The 23,205-nt window shown below is 61.9% G+C and carries 21 protein-coding genes and 6 pseudogenes; 17 read left to right on the top strand and 10 right to left on the bottom strand.

All coding sequences use genetic code 11. The features are described 5' to 3' along the window. Position 1 precedes the first annotated feature (1 nt). Together G7066_RS01665 and G7066_RS01670 are read left to right on the top strand one after the other, a co-directional pair. A complete protein-coding gene (locus tag G7066_RS01665; protein WP_166328551.1) occupies positions 2 to 457 on the top strand; it encodes a hypothetical protein in 456 nt (151 codons plus the stop codon). A gap of 8 nt (positions 458 to 465) precedes the next feature. Beyond that, on the top strand, positions 466 to 972 hold the full coding sequence (locus tag G7066_RS01670) for a GNAT family N-acetyltransferase (RefSeq protein WP_280116284.1): 507 nt from the start codon (positions 466 to 468) through the stop codon (positions 970 to 972). 54 nt (positions 973 to 1,026) lie between these two features. On the opposite strand, the gene G7066_RS01675 is transcribed toward G7066_RS01670, so the two are convergent. After that, complete coding sequence (locus G7066_RS01675; RefSeq protein WP_166328553.1) at positions 1,027 to 1,749, bottom strand: alpha/beta hydrolase family protein; 723 nt, start codon at positions 1,747 to 1,749, stop codon at positions 1,027 to 1,029. A 102-nt stretch (positions 1,750 to 1,851) separates the two neighbouring features. On the opposite strand from G7066_RS01675, the pseudogene G7066_RS01680 reads away from it, so the two are divergent. From G7066_RS01680 to G7066_RS01715, 8 genes and pseudogenes are all read left to right on the top strand, one after another. Then, positions 1,852 to 3,089, top strand: a pseudogene (locus tag G7066_RS01680) (pyridoxal phosphate-dependent aminotransferase). Continuing rightward, positions 3,086 to 3,543 (top strand): annotated as a pseudogene (gene rlmH / locus G7066_RS01685) (23S rRNA (pseudouridine(1915)-N(3))-methyltransferase RlmH). Before G7066_RS01680 ends, rlmH begins: the two co-directional pseudogenes overlap by 4 nt. Before the next feature lie 252 nt (positions 3,544 to 3,795). After that, positions 3,796 to 3,960, top strand: coding sequence for a hypothetical protein (locus G7066_RS01690; protein WP_166328555.1), 165 nt, complete (start codon positions 3,796 to 3,798; stop codon positions 3,958 to 3,960). Between the two features lie 249 nt (positions 3,961 to 4,209). Further along, positions 4,210 to 4,446 carry a glutaredoxin-like protein NrdH gene (gene nrdH / locus G7066_RS01695; RefSeq protein WP_166328557.1) on the top strand — a complete coding sequence of 79 codons (237 nt, stop codon included), beginning with the start codon at positions 4,210 to 4,212 and terminating at the stop codon, positions 4,444 to 4,446. 175 nt (positions 4,447 to 4,621) lie between these two features. Then, positions 4,622 to 5,022 (top strand): annotated as a pseudogene (nrdI, locus tag G7066_RS01700) (class Ib ribonucleoside-diphosphate reductase assembly flavoprotein NrdI). Next, positions 5,022 to 7,162: pseudogene (nrdE, locus tag G7066_RS01705) on the top strand (class 1b ribonucleoside-diphosphate reductase subunit alpha). The pseudogenes nrdI and nrdE overlap by 1 nt, the downstream one beginning before the upstream one ends. Before the next feature lie 85 nt (positions 7,163 to 7,247). Then, complete coding sequence (nrdF, locus tag G7066_RS01710) at positions 7,248 to 8,216, top strand: class 1b ribonucleoside-diphosphate reductase subunit beta (RefSeq protein WP_166328559.1); 969 nt, start codon at positions 7,248 to 7,250, stop codon at positions 8,214 to 8,216. A gap of 220 nt (positions 8,217 to 8,436) precedes the next feature. After that, positions 8,437 to 9,372 (top strand): EamA family transporter, encoded by a 936-nt coding sequence (locus G7066_RS01715; protein ID WP_244303154.1) that lies wholly within the window; start codon positions 8,437 to 8,439, stop codon positions 9,370 to 9,372. A gap of 26 nt (positions 9,373 to 9,398) precedes the next feature. Here the strand turns inward: G7066_RS01715 and G7066_RS01720 are convergent, their stop codons facing one another. The 5 genes from G7066_RS01720 to G7066_RS01740 all read right to left on the bottom strand — a co-directional run bounded on the left by G7066_RS01720 (position 9,399) and on the right by G7066_RS01740 (position 12,356). Beyond that, complete coding sequence (locus G7066_RS01720; RefSeq protein ID WP_166328561.1) at positions 9,399 to 9,725, bottom strand: type II toxin-antitoxin system PemK/MazF family toxin; 327 nt, start codon at positions 9,723 to 9,725, stop codon at positions 9,399 to 9,401. Then, positions 9,718 to 10,020, bottom strand: coding sequence for a hypothetical protein (locus tag G7066_RS01725; protein WP_166328563.1), 303 nt, complete (start codon positions 10,018 to 10,020; stop codon positions 9,718 to 9,720). The genes G7066_RS01720 and G7066_RS01725 overlap by 8 nt, the downstream gene beginning before the upstream one ends. Positions 10,021 to 10,300: 280 nt before the next feature. Further along, a complete protein-coding gene (locus G7066_RS01730) occupies positions 10,301 to 10,717 on the bottom strand; it encodes a LuxR C-terminal-related transcriptional regulator (protein WP_166328565.1) in 417 nt (138 codons plus the stop codon). Further along, complete coding sequence (locus G7066_RS01735; RefSeq protein ID WP_166328567.1) at positions 10,714 to 10,920, bottom strand: response regulator; 207 nt, start codon at positions 10,918 to 10,920, stop codon at positions 10,714 to 10,716. The genes G7066_RS01730 and G7066_RS01735 overlap by 4 nt, the downstream gene beginning before the upstream one ends. Next, positions 10,893 to 12,356: a sensor histidine kinase gene (locus G7066_RS01740; protein WP_166328569.1), complete on the bottom strand. Its 1,464-nt coding sequence runs from the start codon at positions 12,354 to 12,356 to the stop codon at positions 10,893 to 10,895. The genes G7066_RS01735 and G7066_RS01740 overlap by 28 nt, the downstream gene beginning before the upstream one ends. A gap of 342 nt (positions 12,357 to 12,698) precedes the next feature. On the opposite strand from G7066_RS01740, the gene G7066_RS01745 reads away from it, so the two are divergent. The 3 genes and pseudogenes from G7066_RS01745 to G7066_RS17685 all read left to right on the top strand — a co-directional run bounded on the left by G7066_RS01745 (position 12,699) and on the right by G7066_RS17685 (position 15,551). Beyond that, positions 12,699 to 13,274 (top strand): DUF4352 domain-containing protein, encoded by a 576-nt coding sequence (locus G7066_RS01745; protein WP_166328571.1) that lies wholly within the window; start codon positions 12,699 to 12,701, stop codon positions 13,272 to 13,274. An 81-nt stretch (positions 13,275 to 13,355) separates the two neighbouring features. Further along, positions 13,356 to 13,808: a DUF3817 domain-containing protein gene (locus tag G7066_RS01750; RefSeq protein WP_166328573.1), complete on the top strand. Its 453-nt coding sequence runs from the start codon at positions 13,356 to 13,358 to the stop codon at positions 13,806 to 13,808. A 27-nt stretch (positions 13,809 to 13,835) separates the two neighbouring features. Beyond that, a pseudogene (locus G7066_RS17685) lies at positions 13,836 to 15,551 on the top strand (AMP-binding protein). Between the two features lie 13 nt (positions 15,552 to 15,564). Here G7066_RS17685 and G7066_RS01760 read toward each other — a convergent pair. Next, the gene (locus G7066_RS01760; protein ID WP_244303155.1) at positions 15,565 to 17,241 is read right to left on the bottom strand and encodes an amidohydrolase; all 1,677 of its coding nucleotides are present in this window, start codon (positions 17,239 to 17,241) and stop codon (positions 15,565 to 15,567) included. Between the two features lie 125 nt (positions 17,242 to 17,366). Here G7066_RS01760 and G7066_RS15490 point away from each other — a divergent pair, with 125 nt between their 5' ends. After that, positions 17,367 to 19,433 (top strand): M20/M25/M40 family metallo-hydrolase, encoded by a 2,067-nt coding sequence (locus tag G7066_RS15490; RefSeq protein WP_244303158.1) that lies wholly within the window; start codon positions 17,367 to 17,369, stop codon positions 19,431 to 19,433. Between the two features lie 3 nt (positions 19,434 to 19,436). Here the strand turns inward: G7066_RS15490 and G7066_RS01775 are convergent, their stop codons facing one another. Further along, a complete protein-coding gene (locus G7066_RS01775) occupies positions 19,437 to 19,805 on the bottom strand; it encodes a TFIIB-type zinc ribbon-containing protein (protein WP_166328575.1) in 369 nt (122 codons plus the stop codon). Between the two features lie 116 nt (positions 19,806 to 19,921). On the opposite strand from G7066_RS01775, the gene G7066_RS01780 reads away from it, so the two are divergent. Both G7066_RS01780 and vapC read left to right on the top strand, forming a co-directional pair. Beyond that, positions 19,922 to 20,137 carry a type II toxin-antitoxin system VapB family antitoxin gene (locus G7066_RS01780; protein ID WP_166328577.1) on the top strand — a complete coding sequence of 72 codons (216 nt, stop codon included), beginning with the start codon at positions 19,922 to 19,924 and terminating at the stop codon, positions 20,135 to 20,137. After that, positions 20,134 to 20,532, top strand: coding sequence for a type II toxin-antitoxin system VapC family toxin (gene vapC / locus G7066_RS01785; protein WP_166328579.1), 399 nt, complete (start codon positions 20,134 to 20,136; stop codon positions 20,530 to 20,532). Before G7066_RS01780 ends, vapC begins: the two co-directional genes overlap by 4 nt. Positions 20,533 to 20,540: 8 nt before the next feature. Here the strand turns inward: vapC and G7066_RS01790 are convergent, their stop codons facing one another. Next, positions 20,541 to 21,512 carry a PucR family transcriptional regulator gene (locus tag G7066_RS01790; protein ID WP_482793360.1) on the bottom strand — a complete coding sequence of 324 codons (972 nt, stop codon included), beginning with the start codon at positions 21,510 to 21,512 and terminating at the stop codon, positions 20,541 to 20,543. Beyond that, on the bottom strand, positions 21,470 to 21,712 hold the full coding sequence (locus tag G7066_RS15495) for a hypothetical protein (protein ID WP_244303162.1): 243 nt from the start codon (positions 21,710 to 21,712) through the stop codon (positions 21,470 to 21,472). The genes G7066_RS01790 and G7066_RS15495 overlap by 43 nt, the downstream gene beginning before the upstream one ends. Positions 21,713 to 21,865: 153 nt before the next feature. Here G7066_RS15495 and G7066_RS01795 point away from each other — a divergent pair. After that, positions 21,866 to 23,196, top strand: a pseudogene (locus G7066_RS01795) (MFS transporter). Positions 23,197 to 23,205: the final 9 nt, after the last annotated feature.

A 23,205-nucleotide genomic window follows, 5' to 3' on the forward strand; every position in this document is an offset into this window, starting at 1 on the left:
AATGACCCCCACAATCGCCTGGACAGAACTGCCAACCGGCAAGCGTGCCCTGGTGATGCTTGCATTCGTTGCCGGGGTGATCCTTCAAACATCGTTCTCTACCTGGGTTGTGCCAGGACCGGGCGGCGTCCCAGAACACCTCTTGCCAGCCATAGCCGCCTCAATACTCCTGTTCTCCTGCTTGGCACTACTTTTACTCCGGAGCCACCTCACCCTCCGATCAATCGTCCTCTCATCGATCATCGCAACACTCGTGTTCGCCGCCGCATACGCGCTGTTCTCTCAGCTCGCGAGCAGCGGACCCCAGGACCTCATCGGCTCGGCGCTAACTCGAATCCTTTACTACTCCATCGCGACCGGTGACATTGTTGTCGCCTTCTTCCTCTGCATGATCGTCGGCGTGGTCGTGCGGTTCCTCCACCTCAACCCCGAGCGCAAGTCACTCCGCTATCGATAGGCCACACCATCCCTCACCAAACAGAACGCCTCACCCTCAGCCCTATCAGTGCCGAAGAAGCGGCCCGCATCGTTGCGTGCTCGCCGATCCCCGAAGATAACTGGGCAAGCGACTATCCGTTGGAAGACGAAATCGATCCGCTCAGGGGCCTCATCAAGAGGACCAAAACGGGCTACGAACCACACCCCTTCACGATGTACCGGATCAGCGAGCGAGCAACTGGACAAGCCATTGGAGGTCTCGGGTTCTTTCGGCCGCCAGACGAACAAGGCCACGTCACAGTAGGCTTCGGCCTCGTCGAATCCGCCCGCCACAAGGGATACGCCACGGAAGCACTGCAAGCGGCCGTCGAAATTGCCAGAGCCGAAGGAGCATCCGCGATCCTCGCAGACACAACAACATCAAACACAGCCTCCCAAGGCGTCCTCAGAAAATCAGGACTCGAAGAAACCCACCGAGAGGGCGAATCGATCTATTACAGGCTGAATCTCAAGGGAACCAACCCGCTGAAGTGACCATCACTTCTAGTGAGCCAAGAAGTCAGCGAAAGAACACTGTCCGCTCCCGCTTCACGCAATCACACCGTCAACCCACCCCAAAACAGTCGCCCAGTGGCCGGCCGCTGGGTCAATCATGCCGAAGTGCTCTGCTCCTGCAATCTCGAGGTAGTCAGCCGAACGCCCGGCGGAAGTGGCCGATGCGACATACGCGCGGGAGTGTTCAACGGGAACTCGTTGATCCTGATCGCCGTGCACCACGAGTATTGGCGTCAGAAGCGGTAACTGGAGCGCGGGTGAGGCCTCGCGAACGACCTCCGGGATCTCAGCAGGTGAGGCACCGAAGAACTCTTGCACGGCACCCTCGCCCAGGTTCTCACGGTGAGTTCGTGCGATATCGGTCACCGGTGCGAGCGCCACAGTGGCATCGCTGATGCTCGAGGCGAGCAACACCAGCTGACCTCCCGCAGAGTGTCCGATAGCTACTATTCGGGTACCCGGTTGTTGCGCCCACTGGCTGCCGCGAACCTGCTGCAGTGCCGTGTGGATATCGTCAAGTATGTTGGGCCAGTCACCGCCGTTGCCGCTGCGACGATACTCAACGTTGGCAACGATCCAACCGTGCTGCACGAGATAGGTAGCTAACGGGATCATCTGTGAGCTGTCGTGTTGTTCTCGCCAGAAACCACCGTGCACCAAGACCGCAACGCTGCCATGAGACGTCGGGTCGACGGGGAAGAAGTAGTCGATTCGCTGTTGGTCACTGGGGCCGTAGGTTTCGGTGGTGGTGCTCATGTTCGACTCCTGCGTCTTCACTGGGCGGAATGTTCAGAGTTGCATAGTTCGCCTGGGCGGTCAAGAGACTGGTCAACCCCAGTCCCATGAAATAATCCACTTGTGCGCCTCATCACCCAGTCCCGAAAGCTGAGCGGGGTGCGCTACGACGTGCGCGGCCCCATCTTGCAAGAAGCCGAGCGGCTTGAGCGCGAGGGGCACGAGATCCTCAAGCTCAACATCGGCAACCCGGCGCCGTTCGGGTTCGAGGCACCCGCAGAAATCAGGGAAGCCGTAGCACGCGCGCTCAGCACAGCCCAGGGCTACAGCGACTCGCGAGGCATCCTGCAGGCTCGCGAAGCGGTCGCGCAATACTACGCGGCAAAAGGCATCACAGGCGTAACGCCAAACGACATAATGCTAGGCAACGGCGTCAGCGAACTCATCTCCCTCGTGCTGCAGGCCCTGGTCGACGACGGCGACGAGATCCTCGTCCCCTCACCCGACTACCCCCTCTGGACCGCGCAGGTCACCCTCTCCGGTGGCCGCGCCGTGCACTACCCCTGCGACGAATCGAACGGCTGGATGCCCGATCTCGACGCCATCGAAGCGCTCGTCACCCCACGAACCAAGGGCATCGTGCTGATCAACCCCAACAATCCGACGGGCGCGGTCTACTCGACAGACCTCGTCAGAGGCTTCGCGAGACTCGCCGAAAAGCACGGCCTCGTGCTGATGTCAGACGAGATCTACGAGAAGATCCTCTACGACGGCGCGACGCACGAGCACGCGGCAGCCCACACGAGGGACACGCTCTGCCTCACCTTCAGCGGGCTCTCGAAGGCGCAGCGGGTCGCGGGCTACCGCGCCGGCTGGCTCGCGATCTCGGGCAATCGCGACCGCGCGACCGACTTTCTCGAGGGTCTCACGCTGCTCGCCAACATGCGCATGTGCTCGAATGTGCCCGCGCAGCACGCGATCCCGGTCGCCCTCGCCGCGGTCACAAACGACGGTACAAATGACACCGGGATCGGCGAACTCTGTGCCCGGGCGGCAGGCTTCGCGAGCAGAGAGACGCTGCCCACCGGCTGCTCTCGGCGATCCCGGGCGTGAGTTGCGAGCTGCCAGGCGGTGCCATGTACCTGTTCCCGCGGCTGGATCCTGAGCAATATCCCATCGATGACGATCAAGCCTTCGTCATCGACCTGCTGCGCGCGACCCGGGTGCTGGTTACCAACGGCCGCGGCTTCAACCTCGCGACGCCGGATCACCTGCGCTTCGTCACGCTGCCGACCGTGCCAGTGCTCACCGAGGCGATTGGGCGGATCGCCGAATACCTCGACGGGGTGCGCGTCTCGTGAGCGTCAAGATTCTCGCCGTCGGCAAAAAACACGAGTCGTGGGTGACCGAGGGCATCGCGCGCTACGAAAAGCGCCTGCGCAAACCCTTCGACGTGAGCTGGCAGCTGCTGCCGCACTCCGCGCGCGAGGGTGATGCGGCCCGATCCGAAGAATCAGAGCGCATTCTCGCCAAGCTGGATCGCGGGGCCTTCGTTGTGCTGCTCGATGAGCGCGGGCGCAACGTCGATTCCCCCGCCCTTGCCGCGACGCTGCAGGGTGCGTTCGACGCTGGGCGCGCGGTTGTCGTCATTATTGGTGGGGCATACGGGGTTGAGGATCGCGTGCGCGATCGCGCCGATTTCGTGTGGAGCCTGTCGAAGCTCGTCTTTCCGCATCAGCTGGTGCGACTGATCCTCGCGGAGCAGTTGTACCGTGCACAGGAGATTTCTGGGGGCGCCCCTACCACCATGTGTGATCGCTGATCTGCCCAGCACCACACCCCCGTCAATGTCCGAGGGTCCCTATAACCTCACCTCATGAACCCGTTTCGACTCACTTCACGAGTGCAGGCGGCGCCCCGAGTGTCGCCGCAGGCGCAGATTCCCGCGAGCGAAGCGGTGGCCGTTCCCTGGCAGGTAGTGACCCGCTCGCGCTCGGGTGTCATTGAGGTGCAGCACTGTGGTTCGACGCCGCTGCACTCGGTGCGCTTCGCGCTCGCGGGAAGGGCATGCTCGGGCTGTCGCTACCGCGCACGGTGTACCCGGGGCAGCGTGTGCGGGTGGTGCTGCGGGGGTCACACGCGGAGGGCACGATGGCGGCCGCAGACGCGATGTTAATGATGCGCTGGTTCGAAGCAGACGGGACGGAGCTGTTATGGCCAATTGCGCTGTAATCGGGTCTCCGCGCGACACGCCGAGACATGCCTGGGGAGGAAAAATCTTCTGGGGTGATCCGCCTGTGGATAACCCCTCAGAGGGGCAGAACCGTGCCGAAAGTTGTCCCCAGGTCGGGGTCAAAAGTGGGGGATATCGAGTGGAAAACTACATCCATGTAACTACTGCATGTTGTGGTCGCCCCGGGTGTGGTTCACTATATGTAGTGCCTCAAGCGAGGTACGTGGGATTTTAGAGGAGGGCGTGAGATGGCCATCACGGTGTACACCAAGCCGTCATGTGTGCAGTGCACCGCGACGTACCGGGCGCTCGATAGCAAAGGCATCGAGTACAACGTACTCGACCTTTCAGAAGACGAGACGGCGTTGCAGAAGGTTAAGGAGCTCGGTTACCTCCAGGCTCCCGTCGTGGTTACCGAAGACGAGCACTGGTCGGGCTTCCGCCCCGACAAGATCTCGGAGCTCGCTAGCCGCCTCGCCGACTAACTCTCACTCAAAGCACTACGGGTGCTTGCCGCCACGAGGCGCGAGAGTCGGTGCGGCAGCAATAAGGCAGTACACGGAGCGAAGCCCGGCCCGCAGCCGATGCTCAGGCCTCGCGCCTTTGATCGGTTGCGGGCGTTCGGCGCACCCAGCGGGTGTGCGGAGAGGGGCAAACGTGATGCCAGACCTGGTCTACTTTTCTAGCGTGTCGGGGAACACCCGCCGCTTCGTAGAAAAGTTGGGGAGACCGGCACTCAGAATCCCGCTCTACGCGAGCGACGAGCCGCTCGTTGTGACTGAGCCCTTTGTGCTCCTGGTACCAACCTACGGGGTGGCCCGGCACTTCGAGCAGTGCCCAAACAAGTCATTCGCTTCTTGAACGACGAACGCAACCGCAAGCTCATCCGCGGGGTGATCGCAACCGGCAACACAAACTTCGGTGCTGCGTACGGCATCGCGGGCGACATCATCGCCCAAAAGTGCAAGGTACCGCACCTGTACCGCCTCGAACTCTTTGGAACACCGGACGACGTCACCGCCGTCCAAGAAGGATTGGAACAGTTTTGGAAACAACAGTGATGGAACCGGGGCTCGACTCCTCAAAGATCAGCGAGATGGACTTCCACTCGCTGAACGCGATGCTCAACCTGTACGACGCGAACGGCAAGATCCAGTTCGATAAGGATCGCGAGGCCGCGCGGCAGTACTTCTTGCAGCACGTCAACCAAAACATGGTGTTCTTCCACAACTTCGAAGAGCGCATGCGCTACCTCATCGACAACGAGTACTACGAGAAAGAACTACTCGACCAGTACCCAGAGAAGTTCGTTGAAGACCTCACCGACGAGGCCTACAAGATGAAGTTCCGCTTCCCGACCTTCCTCGGTGCGTTCAAGTTCTTCACCTCCTACGCCCTCAAGACGTTTGACGGCAAGCGCTACCTCGAGCGTTTCGAAGACCGTGTGGTGATGGTTGCCCTCGGTCTTGCGCAGGGCGATCAGGATCTCGCACGCGGGTTGACCCGCGAGATCATCTCGGGCCGGTTCCAGCCCGCAACGCCTACCTTCCTGAACCTCGGCAAGGCACAGCGCGGCGAGCTCGTCTCCTGCTTCCTGCTGCGCATCGAAGACAACATGGAGTCGATCTCACGCGGCATCAACTCCTCGCTGCAGCTCTCGAAGCGCGGCGGCGGTGTTGCCCTTTCGCTCTCGAACATTCGTGAGTCGGGCGCCCCGATCAAGAAGATCGAGAACCAGTCCTCGGGCATCATCCCCGTCATGAAGCTGCTCGAAGACAGCTTCAGCTACGCAAACCAGCTCGGTGCACGCCAGGGCGCGGGCGCGGTGTACCTCTCGGCGCACCACCCCGACATCATGCGCTTCCTCGATACCAAGCGCGAGAATGCAGACGAGAAGATCCGCATCAAGACCCTCTCGCTCGGCGTTGTCATCCCCGACATCACGTTTGATCTCGCTCGTAAGGGCGAAGACATGTACCTCTTCTCGCCGTACGACGTCGAAAAGGTCTACGGCGTTCCCTTCGGTGACATCTCCGTGACCGAGAAGTACCACGAGATGGTTGACGATGCGCGCATCAGCAAGACTAAGATCAACGCGCGTCACTTCTTCCAGACCATCGCCGAGCTGCAGTTTGAGTCGGGCTACCCCTACATCGTGTTCGAAGACACGGTGAACAAGGCGAACCCGATCAAGGGCCGCATCAACATGTCGAACCTCTGCTCCGAGATTCTCCAGGTCAACACCCCGACCACCTATAACGAAGATCTCAGCTACAAAGAGATCGGCAAAGACATCTCTTGCAACCTCGGCTCGATGAACATCGCGATGATGATGGACGGCGGCGACTTCGGCGGCAGCGTCGACCTCGCGATCCGCGCCCTCACCGCGGTCAGCGATATGAGCCACATCAGCTCGGTGCGCTCGATCGAAGACGGCAACGACAAGTCGCACGCCATCGGCCTCGGCCAGATGAACCTGCACGGTTACCTGGCTCGCGAGCGCGTGCACTACGGCAGCGAAGAGGGCATCGACTTCACGAACATCTACTTCTACACGGTGCTCTTCCACGCGATCCAGGCGTCAAACAAGATCGCCATCGAGCGCAAGGTCACCTTCGGGGCTTTGAAGATTCGCAGTATGCCTCCGGTGAATTCTTCAACAAGTACACCGACCAGGTGTGGGAGCCCGCCACCGCCCGCGTGCGCGAAATCTTTGCCGAAGCGGGCGTCGCGATCCCGACCCAGGAAGACTGGACTGCGCTGAAGGCAAGCGTCATGCAGCACGGCATCTACAACCAGAACCTGCAGGCCGTGCCGCCCACCGGTTCCATCTCGTACATCAACAACTCGACCTCGTCGATCCACCCGATCGCCTCCAAGATCGAGATTCGTAAAGAAGGCAAGCTCGGTCGTGTCTACTACCCGGCCCCCTTCCTCACGAACGACAACCTCGAGTACTACGAGGATGCGTACGAGATCGGCCCCGAGAAGATCATCGACACCTACGCGGCTGCAACCCAGCACGTTGATCAAGGCCTGTCGCTGACGCTGTTCTTCAAAGACACGGCAACCACTCGTGACATCAACAAGGCGCAGATCTACGCGTGGCGCAAGGGCATCAAGACGATCTACTACATCCGTCTGCGCCAGCTCGCGCTCGAGGGCACCGACATGGAAGAGTGCGTCAGCTGCATGCTGTAGTGCTCGCGCTCGCGGATCCTGAGTTCGCCGAGTGCGGCTCAGGATCCTCCCCCGTTTTAACTGACAAAGACTGAAGAAGGAAGCGATGAACTTCAAACTGGGTCACGCTGTGCAGGCGATCAACTGGAACCGCATCCAAGACGAAAAAGACCTTGAGGTGTGGAACCGCCTGGTCAACAACTTCTGGGTGCCCGAGAAGGTGCCGCTGTCGAACGACGTGCAGTCGTGGGCAACACTCACACCCGACGAGCAGCTGCTTACCATGCGCGTGTTCACCGGGCTGACCCTGCTCGACACGATCCAGGGCACTGTCGGTGCAGTCTCGCTGATTCCCGACGCGATCACACCCCACGAGGAGGCCGTGTACACCAACATCGCCTTCATGGAGTCGGTGCACGCAAAGAGCTACTCGTCGATCTTCTCGACGCTGTGCTCGACGACCGAGATCGACGACGCCTTCCGCTGGTCGATGGAGAACCCGAATCTGCAGAAGAAGGCGCAGATTATTGTCAACTACTACGAGGGCGACGATCCACTGAAGCGCAAGATCGCCTCGACTTTGCTCGAGTCGTTCCTCTTCTACTCGGGCTTCTACCTGCCGATGTACTGGTCGGCACACGCGAAGCTCACCAACACGGCCGACCTGATCCGCCTCATCATTCGTGACGAGGCCGTGCACGGCTACTACATCGGCTACAAGTTTCAGAAGGGCCTCGAAAACGAGACCGAGGAGCGCCGCCAAGAGCTCAAGGACTACACCTTTTCGCTGCTCTACGAGCTCTACGAGAACGAGGTGCTCTATACGCAGGATCTCTACGACAACGTTGGCTTGACCGAGGATGTCAAGAAGTTCCTGCACTACAACGCGAACAAGGCGCTGATGAACCTCGGCTACGAGCCGATGTTCCCGAAGGAGATGACCGACGTCAACCCGGCGATCCTCTCCTCGCTCTCGCCGAACGCTGACGAGAACCACGACTTCTTCTCGGGTTCGGGTTCGTCGTACGTCATCGGCAAGGCCGTCGCCACCGAGGACGAGGACTGGGACTTCTAGGCTTTCACCGGAAGGTCGACTCAAGCCCCGGGCCCGCGACTATTCGCGGTTCCGGGGCTTTTCTGGTTACTGGAGGGTGCCTGAGTGCTCACGCACCCTGTCTTGCCGAGTCCACCCGATAATTACGGTGAATATCGGGTGGACTCGGCAGTACGGGGTGCAGAGCAACCGAAGGCGGAACAAACCCCTTGCCGAACGGCATTGCCCCTAAGCTTGACTGGTGCAAAAATCCGCCGCGTCCACTCCGCTCATTGGGGTGGCGCTTGTCATCGCCTCGTGCCTGTCGCTTCCGTTCGGGGCGGCCGTGGCCGCTCAACTCTTTCCGGTACTCGGACCCTGGGGTGCGACCTCGATCCGTGTTGCGATAGCCGCGATCTTGCTCCTCCTCATTGTGCGACCGGCTCCGCTGCGGTGGACCCGCGATCAGTGGTTCGCCGCGGTGCTCTACGGCGTCACCTTGGCAGCCATGAACGGCTTCTTCTATGCCGCGATCGACCGAATCCCGCTCGGCCCCGCGGTCGCCATTGAGTTTCTCGGCCCACTGGCTCTCGCCGCGGCACTCACTCGAAAATTTGGTGATGCCGTCTGGGTTACCGTCGCCGTTCTTGGGGTCGCGGTGCTTGGAATTGATGGCCTGATCGGGGCCGAGCCGCTTGACCCGATAGGTGTACTGTTTGCGCTCATTGCTGCGGGTTGCTGGGCTGCCTACATTCGGATGAGTGCGCGAGTCGGGTCACTCATTCCGGGCAGCGGCGGGCTCGCAATGGGGTTGGTCGTTGCGGCGGTGCTGTTGATCCCGGTCGGAATCCCGGCCGTTGTTACGGTTGCGGTGGATCCCCAACTGCTCCTACTCGCCGTGATAACCGCAGTGCTCTCGTCAGTTATTCCCTACAGCTTCGAGCTCGCGGCGCTGCGACGTCTGCCGCAGCGTGTATTCGGTGTGCTGCTGAGTCTCGAGCCCGCGTTCGCGACGCTGGCCGGGTGGCTGATCTTGGGGCAGGTGGCCACACCTTTGCGGATGCTTGCCGTGGCACTGGTGATCGCGGCGAGCGTCGGGATCACACTCGGTGTGCGAGCGAAGCGCAACGAAAGCGGTGGCGAGGGCCATTCACCGCGCCAATACCGCTGCCGGACTGATCCGCAAATCAGTCGTTAGCCAGTCTGGCAGGCCCTGAGGGTCTCCTAACCCATTCCCAGCGCGGCCTTGATTCCATCCTCAATCAAGGACATTGCGGGGCGCGACAGACCAAGCAGGGCCCTCGTTGGTTCGTCAGCGTAAAGGGTCGTCAAACTGTCGCAACGCACCCATCCGCTCACGCACTCTCCGTCAGGGAGCGCGACAACTGAGGGCAGTTCAGCGAACTTGTTTGTGGTGGTGACTCTGACCGCGAGTGCCGAACCAAGCGCGCGGTTGCGGTTGTTGTTAGAGACCACAACCCAGGGTTTGGGTTCACCGCTCTCAAGATCTGCCACATAGACGCGGCCGCGTATGAGCTCTATCTCAATCAACAACCCGGTCTCGGCCTCGGCGCGTCAGGCGCTGGCGATTGGCCAGATTGCGCGCGGCTTCGGCTTCGGCTTCGTCTTCGCCCATCTGCTGATAAGCACGCTCGGCAAGCCGCTCCATCACGGCGCGGACGCCCTCTTCGAACACTGCACGCGCGATGGCCCCTTCGCTATCCGAATTGGTGTTGAGTTCTCGTTTGAACTCGGGAGAACTGCGGATGAGCGCAAGATCTTGGCTGTTGCGCTCGGTGAGTGGCATGGAAATGCGCCGTACGGTTCTCGAATCGGTTGTGATCATGCAGCAATTATTGCCGCAAGTTATGCAGCAATCAAGATCTCCGGAACTCCCACCAAACGCATAAAATCAGGTCATCGGAGATTCACGAGTGCACCCTTTGCCGACGAGCGGCCCCTTACCAACGCGCGAGTATGGGGGCCGCTCGTCGGCAAAGGGTGCACTCGTGGGGAGCCACACGGCCACACGGCCCAGGAATAAAGGAGTCGCGCATTCAGTCAGCCCCGCAGTCAAGCCCTCAACAGCCACGCCGCCACCCAACCTCGCTGACGGACACAGGAACCTACAGTTCAACCCCCGACCGCGCCACAATCACCGCAATCTGCACGCGGTTCTCAGTGCCCCACTTCACGTTGATGGCTCGCAGGCTCGACTTCACCGTTGATTCCGCAACAAAAAGCTGAGCGCCTATATCGCGGTCTGAAGCACCCGTCGCAATTGCGACCGCCACATCGCGCTCTCGCTCAGTCAGTAGGGCGAGCTGCGCCTCCGCATGTCGCTGGGCCGCGAGCGATGGGGAGCGCGACACCCAGTCACGCAGTTGACGGGCGCTGCGCGGAGAGAAGCTTGCCTCGCCGCGCGCAACGTGCCGGATCGCCCGTACAATCTCGTCGGGACCCTCGTCTTTCAGCAAGAACCCGTCGGCCCCCGCAAGGATCGCCTCGAGCACTGTGCCATCTTCGTCAAAGGCGGTCATCATGAGGAACGCGGGGTGCCGTGCGCAAACCCCTTTGCGGCTCGCACTGCGTCGATGCCGTTCATGCTGGGCATGCGCACGTCGATCAACACAACGTCTGGTCGCTGATCCCGAATGATGCGCGACACATCGAGGCCGCTCTCGCCCTCAGCTACGATCTGCAGATCCGCCGAGGCGGTCAGCAGGGCTTTGAACCCGGCTCGCACGAGCGCGTCATCGTCAATGATCGCGAGCCGAATGGTCGGTACGCCCTGAGGTGGGTTCGCAGGCTCTGCGGAGGCGTGATGCGCAGCAGTTTGTGTGAGGGGCACAATTCGAGTCTACGCGCTTGGTGGACTCGGTTCAGGATCGCCGGGAGTCCAAGGCAGCCAGCCATCAACGCGGAACCCGCCCTCGGGGCCAACTGCGCACTCAGACTGCCGCCGAGCTGCTGAGCCCGCTCACGCATGCCGATCAGGCCGTGACCCGGGGTCGTGGATGTTCCGGGCGAAGCGAGCGCGGGATCAACGAAGCCGGCAGAAGCGGCCGCCGATCCGCTGGCCATTGCCTCGGTGTGCACCTTGATATAGATGCCGTTCTCGGGACCACCCTGCACCGTCACCGAGAGTGGTGCACCGGGTGCGTGCTTGCGGGCGTTGGTGAGTGACTCCTGCACGATGCGGTAGGTTGCGTGGGCGATGGCTGGGTCGCAGAGGCTGAAATCGGAGAGGCTGATCCGGGAGCGGACGCTGTTGCCTGAGCGGTGGGCCTCTTCGATGAGTTCGTCGAGGTCGCCGAGCGAGTAGCGGTGCTGCCGTTGGCTTGCCTCGGGGTCGGGATCTCGCAGCTGCGCGACAACGTGCCGCAGATCCTCGATTGAATCGTGCACCGCCGACCTCACGACCCGAGCCGAGTCGAGCAGCTCAGGGTTCTCACCGGCCTGTGCTTCGAGCGCCCCCGCGTGCAGTGACACCGTGCTGAGTTTCGCGGCGATCGTATCGTGCAGTTCGCGTGCGACCTCTTGCCTGGCCGCCTGAGTCGACGCAGCGTCGCGCAGCTCTTGAGCCTCGTGTTCCGCCCGCGACTCGCCATTGCGCGCGCGATCCCTGTCGGAGAGTGTGCGTGAGATGAGGCCCCAGGTGATGAAAGGCCACATCCAAATAACGGTGCCGAGGGGCAGGATCCAGCCCGCGTTGGCGAACAGTTGCTTGGCGGTGGGTAGAGGATCTTGCTGCGAGAACACCGCGGCAACTGAGTGCTGGCCGAGCGAGAGATCCCACAGGCCACCCGCAACGGTTGCGGCTAGCACCAGTAGGGAAAGCTGGATAATGGTCGACCAGGTGCGTTGCTTAAAGACGGTTGCGAGCGCAACGAGCGCTGCGAATGGGGTGGCTGGCAGCAGGATCGCGGCGAAACTCGCGGCGATGACAATCGGCACCGCGAGCGTACGCCGCCAGATGAGCATCACGGACGCAGTGGCGAGCGCGAAGAAGCTCACAATCGAAAGGTAGAAGGGCAGGCGCTCGTTGCCGGCCATGCTCTGGTAAGACATGGGGGCGATCGCAAGGAAGACGCCTGTGGCCACGATCAAGACATTGAGCGTAATCGTGCCTGCGCGGGAGGCCCAGCTGCGCTTTTGCGCTGGGGGATGAGCAACGGTCATAGGGCAATCTTACGAAACCCTGGTGACGGGTGCGGCCTCCGAACGAACCGAATGTGCCAGCCAAAAATGACCGAACGATCCGAGCGATTGACCGATCGAGGGCTGTGCTGGGGAACCCCCACGGGGTGAACTAAGAGGGAGCGCGGAAGAACCGCGTCACCACCCCATCATTCTCTTCAGAAATGAGTACCCCATGTCGCAGCAGATGCCCCCGGAACAGCCCGGACAGATGCCGGTTTCCTCGCAGGCACCTCAGCAGTACGCGCAGCAGCCCCTCCTCCGCAGGTTCCGACGCCCGAGAAGAAACGATCCTGGTTCGCGCGGCACAAGGTGCTGACGGGCTTGGGCGGCGCACTCGTGCTCATCATTATCATTTCGGTCGCTGCGAGTGGCGGTAATGGCGGATCAGACGAAGCCGATGCTGCCGCCAAGACCTCCGAGACTTCGACGCAGGACTCCAAGAAGGCCGCTGAAGAACCAAAGAAGGAAGAATCGAAGCCTGCTGAAAAGGCGAAGCCCGGGATCGGCACCGCTGTACAGAGTGGTGACTTTGAGTTTACGGCGTTGGGTGTCGAAGAAGCGGGTACCACCGTCGGAAATAGCATCTCAAGCGCGACCGCACAGGGCCGTTTTGTGCGGGTCAACGTCAAAGTCTCAAACATTGGTGATGCATCCAAAATGTTCTTGATAAACGGTCTTGCGGTCATCGATGAGCAGGGGCGATCCTTCAGCGCTGACACGAGTGCGATGCTCTACAGCATCTCCAACCCGGACATCTTGAGTGCCGACACAATTAACCCGGGCAACGCGATTGAGGGTGGAGTCATCTTCGATATGCCTGCCGATGCTGTTCCTACAACGCTTCAGGTGAGCGATGGTGGGTTCTCGGGGTCGGAAGAGATCAGCCTCGTCGGTTAATAAACGTGTTGGTGGGGTCCGCGAGTGATTCCCTTGGGCCCCATCAACCCCCTCTCAGCACCCATCAGCTACGGTGGAGGCATGTCGCCGCGTCTTCTTTTTCGTACGTTCGCCACGGCCGAGGTTGTCACGTGGGCGGGATTGATCGCCGCACTGATCCTCCGTGGAACAGGCACCGCCGACCTGGTGAGTATCGCGGGTGGGGTGCACGGCTTCGTGTTTCTCGCCTACTGCGTCATCACGGTGTTTGTGTGGGTGAACGAGCGCTGGCGTACCTCGACCGGCATCCTTGGCCTCGCATCTTCGGTGATCCCGTTCGCGACCCTGCCATTCGAGTTGGTGGTCGATCATCGTGGTCTGCTCAGCAAAACTTGGCGCTTGGCACCGGGTCGCGACGAACCCCGCGGCTTTATCGAGAAGCTCCAAGCCTGGGTGCTGCGCCACCCGCTGCTGTCGGTCTTGATTCTTGTCGTGGGTGTGACGGTTGTCTTTGTGGTGCTGCTGTGGTTGGGTCCTCCAGTCCCGAAGCCATAGCGCACCGAGGGCCGGTACCCTCTAAGCATGCACATGAACGAAACGCGTGCCTGGAACCGCTTCTACGCGCCCGGCACGCCCATTGATATCGAGACCGTCACTGGCTCGCTGATCGATCTGCTCGACGAACGCTGCACGCAGTGGGCGGATCGCGACGCCATCGCCTTCTTCGGCGCGACCATCACTTACCGCTCACTCGCAGACCGTGTCGTGCGAGTAGCAAACGCCCTGCACAAGCTTGGGGTGAAAGCGGGGATCGCGTGGCGCTCATTATGCCCAACGCTCCCCAGCACGTGATTGCGTTCTATGCTGTGCTGCGACTCGGGGCCGTTGTTGTTGAACACAATCCGCTCTACACGCGCGATGAGCTTGAGGTGCAGTTTCGGGATCATGGCGCCACCGTCGTCATCGCGTGGAGCAAGGTCGTGGAGACCCTGCAGGGTATGCCTGCGGGGCTCGGCATCAACACGATCGTTTCCGTTGACGTCACCAAAGCCATGCCCTTCGGTACGCGCATGGCTTTACGCCTGCCCATTCAGAAAGCACGCGAGTCACGCGAGAAGCTGACGACAGCGACCACGGGAACAATTGCATTCGACAAACTGGAGCGCGAGGCCCCGATCCCGAGCAACCACCCCCGCCCCACCAAAGACGACATCGCCTGCCTGCAGTACACCTCGGGCACCACGGGGACGCCAAAGGGTGCGATCATCACACATGGCAACCTGTGGGCCAACGCCCGCCAGGGTGCCGCGTGGATGCCTGAGTTCACGCGCGGCGAGGGCAGCATCTATGGGTTGCTGCCCATGTTCCACGCGTTTGGGCTGCTGCTCTCTGTGATCTACTCGGTTGAGACGGGGTCGCGCGCGGTGCTGTTTCCGACCTTCGATCCCGAGCTCGTGTCGCAGGCCGCCAAGAAGTTCCCGCCGACGTTCGTGCCCGCGGTGCCGCCGATGTTCGACCGGCTCGCCCGTGTCGCTCGCGACGGACAGCTTGACCTGAAGGGTGTTGTCTACGCGATCTCGGGTGCGATGACGCTGACCCCCGCGGTCGTGAAGCGCTGGAGGATCTCGCGGGCAGCATGCTAAATGAGGGTATGGGCTCACCGAGACGAGTCCTGTGGCACTCGCGAACCCCTTCAGTGATGCGCGCAAGATCGGTGCCATCGGGCTGCCGTTCCCCTCGACCGATATTCGGGTGGTGGATCCCGAGGAACCCACCCGCGAGGTTGAGCTTGGTGAGGTGGGCGAACTGCTGATCAGTGGGCCACAGGTGTTCCAGGGGTACTGGAATCGTCCTGAAGACACCGCGGCAACGCTGCTTGAGGGCGGCTGGCTGCGCACGGGTGACCTTGTGGTGCAAGACGAAGACGGTTTTGTGACCGTCGTCGACCGCAAGAAGGAACTCATCATTACCGGTGGTTTCAACGTTTCGCCGAGCGAGGTTGAGCGCGTGGTGAACGGGGTGCCTGGTGTTGCGGAATCTGCCGTTGTCGGTATCCCCCGCGGCGGTGGTGCTGAGGTTGTGACAGTTGCGGTGATCTTGGAGCCTGGCGCGACGTTCGACGAAGCCGCGGCTCGCGAAGCCGCGCGTGAATATCTCGCCGAATACAAACGGCCCAGTACCTACCTGGTGTGGGAAGAACTGCCGAAGTCCCTCATTGGTAAGGTGCTGCGTCGTCGCGTGCGCGACACACTCCTCGCCGATCGCAAGGCTGTGCGCGCGGTCGAAGATGAGGAATAATCCACCCGCAGCCTCACCGCCGCGCAAACACGCGTTCGCCCCCGATCCAGGTTTCATCGACCCGGGCCTCGTGTAGTTTCTCGGGTGCCAGCTCGAAGATATTGCGGTCGAGGATCGCGAGATCCGCAAAGTACCCCGGCAGCAGTCGGCCCGTGCAATCGTCGAGGTGGTTCACGCGCGCCGTGCCCTGCGTATACGCGTCGAGTGCTTGCGCCACGGTGAGGCGCTGGCGTGGATCCCCGAGCGGCGGCCTATTGCCCGTCGCGGAGATATGGTTTGCAGAAACACGGTTCACTGCGACGTGGATCGCCTGCAGCGGGTCAGGGCTCGACACCGGCCAGTCACTGCCCGCGGCGAGGTGCGCCCCTGTCGTTGCCAGGTCACCGAATGGGTAGTGATGCTGTTCGGCATCGTCGGCAAGAAACGGCAGCGTCAACTCGTCGAGCTGATCCTCGTGGCACGCCCACAGCGCCTGCATGTTGGCAGTGGCTTCGAGCAACTCGAAGCGCTCAACATCCTCGGGACGTACGACCTGCAGGTGCGCCAGATGGTGGCGGTTGCCACGCTGGCCGTTGGTGGTGAGCGCGTGCTCCACGGCATTTAGCGCCTCGGTTACCGCACGGTCGCCGAGTGCGTGAAAATGCACCTGCATACCCGCGGCGTCGAGGGCGGCGACAAACTCGGCCATCTCTGCCGGGTCGAAGAACGTGATGCCGCGATTGTTGGTCGCGTGGCCACGGTGATCGAGGTAACAGTCGTGCATAGCCGCGGTGAAGCTCTCCGCTACCCCATCAACCATCACCTTGACAGACTCCAGCGAAAACTGGTGCGGATTATACGCTGCTGCAGCCTCGTCTCTTCGGGTGAGGATCGGGGCCAGCTGATCCCGACCCGCCTCTCGATCCCACCACTGCGCTCCGCGCACGCGCACCTTCAAGGTTCCCTCTTCGAGCGCGCGGCGGTACACCGGCACGGTGTCGGGGCTGCCCATGAATTCGCCGACCGCCGCGTCCTGCCATGCGGTGATGCCCTGGGTGATGAGGTGATCCTGTGCCGCGAGCAGACCCGCGTAGGCCTGTTCGGCAGTGGCGCGGGGGCGAACACCGTCAAAGAGTGTCATTGCTCCCTCGTGCAGGGTGCCCGCGGGGAAACCGCTGGGATCGCGCTCGATGCGGCCGTCTGCGGGGTCTGGGGTGTGTGTATTGAGGCCGGCCAGTTCTAGTGCCAGCGAGTTGACCCACGCGCTGTGGTGGTCGCGATTCTCAAGGAACACCGGACGGTCGGAGACGACCGCGTCGAGTGCCTGCCTTGTCGGCGTGCCACCAGGGAACGCGTCCATCGACCAGCCCGCCCCGAGGATCCAAGTGAGCTCGGGATGCGCTGCCGCGTACTGCCCGATCGCGTCGAGTGTCTCCTCGGCCGTGACACAGGCTGACAGGTCACAGCTCAGTAGCTCGATGCCGGCGATCACGGGGTGCACGTGCGCGTCTTGGAATCCCGGTACGACGAGGCGGCCGTTGAGGTCGACCCGTTCGCGTGCTTCCTTGGCGAGGGTGGCGACCTCGTTGGGATCAGTGGTGAGGATCTTGCCGTTCGCGATCGCGAGGCCACCCCTTGAGGGTGTGGTGTCCAGGCCTGTGTAGATCCAGCCGTTTTCGAACACGACATCTGCTTGCTGATCACTCTGCACGTGGCCTCCTCATTGAATGGTGCTTAGCCTAGCGGCCAGGGCCGCGCTCGGAATAGGACATCTGGGCAAGCTCGTTCGGTCGGCCCCTCGTTAGACTGAGGGCACCCTGCAGAACCGGAGATCGCATGACAGCAGCAGCCCCGCGGCGCACTCGCCTTGATCAGCGGATGATTGTCGACGCACTGCTTGAGCTCGCGCGCACCGAGCCCGGGGTTCGACCCACCTTTAAACGGCTCGGCGAGGCCCTCGGCGTCGACGCGACGGCCATGTACCGGCACTTTCGTAATAAAGACGAGTTGACGAGGGCGGCGCTCGACCGTCTTGCTGAGATGGCGGTGACTCATGCGCTCGCCGCCGAAGGGTCGTGGCGAGAGCGTCTCGAAGCGTATCTAGCCAGAGCCGCCGAGCTGAGCCTGGAGTATCCCTCGGTCGCCATTGAGGGTGCGGTGGTTGATCCGGTTGGTCCCGGTGATGTGTCCGCTGACGAGCTGATTCTTGGCCTGCTCAGTGAGGCTGGTCTTGGGGGCGACGCCCTAATCCGCGCCTATGCTGCCGTTTCTGGGTTTGCGGTTTCGCAGAACGCGGCGCTCGCGCACGAGGTCTTGCGAAACGGGGCCGCGGCCAGCGACGGTTCGACCCCTGGATCAGTACGTTCGGATCAGTGGATCTTTCTCGGTACCCGCTCGTTCGTGAGTATCGAGAGGCCCTGCTCGCGATCGACGGCCTCACGGTGTACCGCGCGGGAGTCGCCGCGATCCTCGATTCGATTGAGCGCTCTGTGCGACTTCCCGGCGAGTAAGCTAGAGCGATCAGTGGGCGTGGCCCAGTCGCGAGCGGAGGTGTGCCGGGTGTCAGCGGAGAGCGCGGAAAATGATGCGGGAGTTGACGCAACGGTCGAGTTGCTGCGCGAGATGATCCGCGAGGCGTGTGTCAACGAGGGCACAGAGACTTCCGGACAAGAGATTCGTAACGTGCGCGTGCTGCAGCGATTTCTCGCAGACGTTCCCGTGGAGATGCACGTGCTTGAGGCTGCACCAGGCAGAGCGTCTCTGATTGCGCGCGTGCGAGGCACCGATCCGACGGCGCCCGCCCTCGGATTGCTGGGGCACATCGACGTGGTGCCGGTTGATCCCGATGGGTGGACTCGCAACCCGTTCGGTGGCGACCTTATCGACGACGAGGTCTGGGGTCGCGGGGCAGTCGACATGCTCTACCTGACGGCGGCCTTTGCGACAGTGCTGCGCGAGGTCGCGCTTGCTCCCGAGAAACCGCGTGGTGATCTTGTGCTGCTTGCGGTTGCCGACGAAGAGGCCGGCGGTGATTACGGTCTGAAGTGGTTGCTGCAGCAGTACCCCGACATCGTTGAGGTTAGCGAAGTGCTCACAGAGTCCGGCGGCATGCGCATGGGTTCGCACGTGGCGATTGGTGTGGCCGAGAAGGGATCGGCGGGCCGTCTGTTGACTGTGCAGGGTAAACCGGGGCACGCGTCGATCCCCTATGGAGCCCGCAGTGCAGTGTTTGCTGTGGGTGAGATCCTGCAGCAGCTCTCGCAGGCCGTGCCGGCCGCAGAGCTTGGCGAGCTGTGGGATGCATTTGTCACGGCGCGCATCGACGATGCGGATCTGGCCGAGCGACTGCGCGACCCCGTGCGGCTCGACACCGCGATTGCTCATCTGGGTGGCATTGCGGGCTATGCGTATGCGGTGTCGCGCGTGACCATCTCGCCGACGGTATTGCGTGCAGGATCGGCGCACAACGTGATTCCGGGATCGGGATCTGTGCAACTCGACATACGCACCCTTCCTGGCACGAGCGACGATGACGTTGACGACCTGCTGCGGGCCGTGCTTGGGCCACTCGCCGACGAGACCCAGATCACGCACCTGCGCGGTTGGGACGCGACGGCTTCGAGCACCGAGACTCCGCTGTTCGCCGCGCTCGAGCGCGCCGTTGAGGCAGTCGCCGGTGCTCCCGTTGTGCCGATTATGGCGGCGGGAGGATCGGACGCGCGCTTCTTTCGCGAGATCGGTGTGCCCGCGTACGGTTTTGGGCTGCTGGGCCCCGCGTGGTCGTACGAGCGCTACCGCGAGGGAGTGCACGGGCACAACGAGAGGATCGACCTCACGTCGATCTCGCTGTCGCTCGCTGCACTGCGCCGCATTGTCGCCGAGCGGATCGGCGCGGCTGCCTAGGGACTACCCCTCGAAGATGTCGCCGAGAAACTCGAACGGGCTCTTCTTTTTCTTGCGGTAATCGCCCTGGCGTGAGTCGTAGCCGCGGTTGTCGCGTGAGTCGTAGCCGCGGCGGTCATCGCGTGGATCGTAACGACGGTCATCGTAGCGCGGCTGTTGCGTTTGCTGGCTGTACTGCTGCTGGGGCACCTGTGCTTGTGCCTGCGGGGCAGCTGGAGCGCTCGCGAGGTCGGATTCAGCCTTCGCGCGCTCAAGAATCTTGTCGAGCTCGCCGCGGTCGAGCCACACACCCCGGCACTGCGGGCAGTAGTCGATCTCGATCCCCTGGCGTTCACTCATGAGAAGGGTTGTTCCGTCAGTAGGGCAGTTCATGCTTCTAGGGTAGGGGAGCGGGGCTGATCCTGCCCGTCCTGCCAAGGACTCGCGGCGAATTCGAAGCTGTGGGTGGAATCCTATCTTTCGCCGTCAGGTAGGTGTATTCTTGGTGTATGGCACGCACAAACATTGATATTGATGACGCACTTGTCGCTGAGGTGATGAGTCGTTTTCAGGTGTCTACAAAGCGAGAGGCCGTAGATCTTGCGCTCCGACGGCTCGTGGGCGTTCCGCTGACGAAGGGATTTCTGCGTGACCTGCGCGGTATTGGTTGGGACGGAGACCTTGATGCCATACGCGACGTTCCCGTGAACGGGGCACACGATTGATCCTCGTTGATTCGTCGGTGTGGATCGAGTATCTGCGAGATTCTGACGATCCTGTTGTTGACCAGCTTGATCGTTTGCTCATGGAAGACGCCGACGTGAGAATCACTGAGCCGATCATCATGGAGTTGCTCGCGGGGGCAACGAATCCCCTGCTTGAATCGCGCATTTCGCAACTCACAAATGGTCTTCGGGTAATTCCCGTTGATGCCGCGCTTGACTACCGTTCCGCAGCGCAACTCTTTGTTGCTTCCCTGCAAAACGGACACCCCCTCAGAGGATTGAGTGACTGCCTCATTGCGGCGATTGCTATTCGTGGAGATGCAATGCTATTTCATCGAGATCGAGACTTCAGGTACATCGCTGAGGTAGCGCCGCTTCGTTTATACGAAGGGTGAAACCAGGATCAGGCCCACCCCACCACGAGCCGCGCTGCCTGCTCGGGCACGAGCGGGTCGACACCGGTCAGGTTCGCGAAGCGTCGCAGTCGGTTCGTGATGGTGTTGCGGTGGCAGTAGAGGGTCGCCGCCGTCTCGCCGATGTTGCCCGTTGTGAGGTAACTGCGCACCGCCTCTTCGAGGCGAGAGCGCTCGGCCTCACCGCAGCTTGTGAGCGCGGCGACCACGTCTGACAGGATCGGGTTGCCGATTTCAAGCAGGCAACGGCTCGCAAGTCGTGCCCAGCCACGAGACCAGGTCATCGCACCCTCTTCGTGTGGACCGAGAAGACGAGCGAGATCCCGAGCCGTCGCCGCAGACTGCCTTAGCCCCCGCAACCCCGATTCTGAAGTGAGGAGACCGATGCGCAGAGTCGTGAGACGCTGGCCGAGCTTTTCAAGGCGCGATCCCGGAAGGGGACGCAACCGAGAGAACACAATCAGGGTGTCACCGAGGTGGTGGGTGAACACTGTTGCTCCTGCGCGCTCTGCCTCCGATACAAACACACGCAACGCAGGAATGTCTTCGGAAACCGCCGCTGCAACAACGAGCGGTTCGGCGAGAGGCACCCCGAGCCCGTCCGCGATCACAGACAGGCGCTCGTCGGAGGGTTGCGCGTCTTGAAACAGTCCCGCGATCAACCCCTGCCTCACCGACGAGGCCTCGTCGTGCATGCGCTGCTGCTCGGCGACGTACGCGCGCTGGGTCTGCCCGGCGTATTCGTCAACGGTGCGAAGCACGATTCCTGTGTGACGCACGATGAGCTCGGCGTCTGAAGGACTCGCGACCCGTGTGAGTGCATCCCACAGAACAGTGAAGTCGAGTCGGATCGCGGTCATGAGCGACGTGACTGGGATGCCCGCGCGGGCGCGAGAGACGCCTACGTCGCTGGCGGCGGTTACGGTCTTGAGCTGCCCGCCAGCACCAAGACCCTCGACCAGCGCCTCGAATGAGAGTCGGCCGGTGCGACGTACCTCGGAGAGGGGACGGGTGGAGGATCGTAGTCGGGCACCGTGCCGATGAGGGAGAGGAACGTCTCCGTCAGCTCGTCCACGCTGAGCTGATCGAGCAGTTCTTGCCAGCGCTTGGCGTCCCCTGGGAGGGGCGAGCCGCTGAGGGGGAGTGGGTGATCCTGACTCATTTTGCCATTTTATGTGCAGATGCACTGTTTCATTGTCTAAAGCGGGTGAGTTTGATGCTTCAAAGCGTGCGTATTCCCTGCCATGCTCGAACGTAGACGCTCGACCTGTGTACTGGGCGTTGCCGATCCCCACCGCCCTCAACGGAGAGAGACATGAGCGAGCTCACACACACAACTTCGATCGAATACGACGCCACACAAGAACTCAGCGTGAAAGACGCCAACAAAGTCGCCCTGGGTGCCCTCATCGGCACCGCGCTTGAGTGGTACGACTTCTTTCTCTTCAGCGCCGCCGCCGCGCTGGTGTTCAACGTGCAGTTCTTCACGAGTGAAAACGCCACGGCGGCCGCGCTTGCGTCATTCGCAACCTTCGGCGTGGGCCTTGCGGCTCGCCCACTCGGCGGCATGATCTTCGGGCGTATGGGAGACCGTGTTGGGCGTCGCAAGGTGCTCATGATTACGATCGTGGGCATTGGCATCGTGACCGGTCTCATCGGCATGCTGCCAACTTACGCGGCAATCGGCATCGCAGCCCCGTGCTGCTGGTGCTGCTGCGTGTGCTGCAGGGCCTCTTTGTGGGTGGTGAGTGGTCGGGGGCGATGACCCTGGTTGTCGAGAACGCGCCACTGCACTTACGCGCACGCTACGCCGCGATCCCGCAGATTGGGTCGCCGATTGGCACGATCCTCTCTTCGGGCGGCTTCTTTGTGATGACGCTTATCTTCTCGCAGCAGAACTTCGATGCTTGGGGCTGGCGCATTCCGTTTTTGATCGCGCTGCCACTGCTGCTTATCGCCGTCTACATTCGGAGCAAGCTCGAGGAATCGCCCGTGTTCCGTCAGCTTGAAGAGTCGGGTGAGGTTGTGAAGAGCCCGCTGCTCGACACGTTCAAGTACAGCTGGCGTCAGATTATTGTCGGCATGGCAGCCGCGCTGCTGGGGGTTGGTGGCTTCTACCTCGTGACCGCGTTTTGCGTTTGGTACGGCGTCAACGTGCTCGGGTACCCGTCAACGCTGATGCTTCTGGGTAGCATGGTTGCGGCGGCGGTTGAGATTCCCGTGCTGATTTGGGGCGGTCGTCTCGGCTCGAAGTACGGTGCGAGCCGCGTGATTCTTTGGGGCGGGATCGCCTCCGCTTTAGTTGCGGTGCCAGCGTTTTTGATGCTGTCCTCGGGCATCCCCGCGCTTGTGGTTGTCGCTATGACGGTTGCGGTGGCTGCGCTGTCTCTGCCGTATGCAGCCTCGGGCACCGTGCTCACGGGCCTCTTCCCGGCAAAAACGCGCTACACCGGGGTTGGGCTCGCGCAAAACGTCGCTGGCATGCTCTCGGGTTTCATTCCGCTGCTCGCGACCGGGTTTGTTGCCTCGGCTGCCAATCACTGGTGGCCAGCCGCTGCGATGCTCGTGTTCCTATCGCTGTTCACCGCGGTTGCAGGATCGATCGCGCCGCGCCTGAGCGTGAAATTGCCCGGGTTTAAGCACTAATCACCTCAT

Source organism: Leucobacter coleopterorum, from assembly GCF_011382985.1.
Lineage (GTDB): Bacteria > Actinomycetota > Actinomycetes > Actinomycetales > Microbacteriaceae > Leucobacter > Leucobacter coleopterorum.

Coding starts and splice junctions, on each gene's coding strand:
- G7066_RS01665 (WP_166328551.1), top strand. CDS start 2: ATGACCCCCACAATCGCCTGGACAGAACTGCCAACCGGCAAGCGTGCC.
- G7066_RS01675 (WP_166328553.1), bottom strand. CDS start 1,749: ATGAGCACCACCACCGAAACCTACGGCCCCAGTGACCAACAGCGAATC.
- G7066_RS01690 (WP_166328555.1), top strand. CDS start 3,796: ATGCTCGGGCTGTCGCTACCGCGCACGGTGTACCCGGGGCAGCGTGTG.
- nrdH (WP_166328557.1), top strand. CDS start 4,210: ATGGCCATCACGGTGTACACCAAGCCGTCATGTGTGCAGTGCACCGCG.
- nrdF (WP_166328559.1), top strand. CDS start 7,248: ATGAACTTCAAACTGGGTCACGCTGTGCAGGCGATCAACTGGAACCGC.
- G7066_RS01725 (WP_166328563.1), bottom strand. CDS start 10,020: ATGATCACAACCGATTCGAGAACCGTACGGCGCATTTCCATGCCACTC.
- G7066_RS01730 (WP_166328565.1), bottom strand. CDS start 10,717: ATGATGACCGCCTTTGACGAAGATGGCACAGTGCTCGAGGCGATCCTT.
- G7066_RS01740 (WP_166328569.1), bottom strand. CDS start 12,356: ATGACCGTTGCTCATCCCCCAGCGCAAAAGCGCAGCTGGGCCTCCCGC.
- G7066_RS01750 (WP_166328573.1), top strand. CDS start 13,356: ATGTCGCCGCGTCTTCTTTTTCGTACGTTCGCCACGGCCGAGGTTGTC.
- G7066_RS15490 (WP_244303158.1), top strand. CDS start 17,367: ATGACAGCAGCAGCCCCGCGGCGCACTCGCCTTGATCAGCGGATGATT.
- G7066_RS01775 (WP_166328575.1), bottom strand. CDS start 19,805: ATGAACTGCCCTACTGACGGAACAACCCTTCTCATGAGTGAACGCCAG.
- G7066_RS01780 (WP_166328577.1), top strand. CDS start 19,922: ATGGCACGCACAAACATTGATATTGATGACGCACTTGTCGCTGAGGTG.
- G7066_RS15495 (WP_244303162.1), bottom strand. CDS start 21,712: ATGAGTCAGGATCACCCACTCCCCCTCAGCGGCTCGCCCCTCCCAGGG.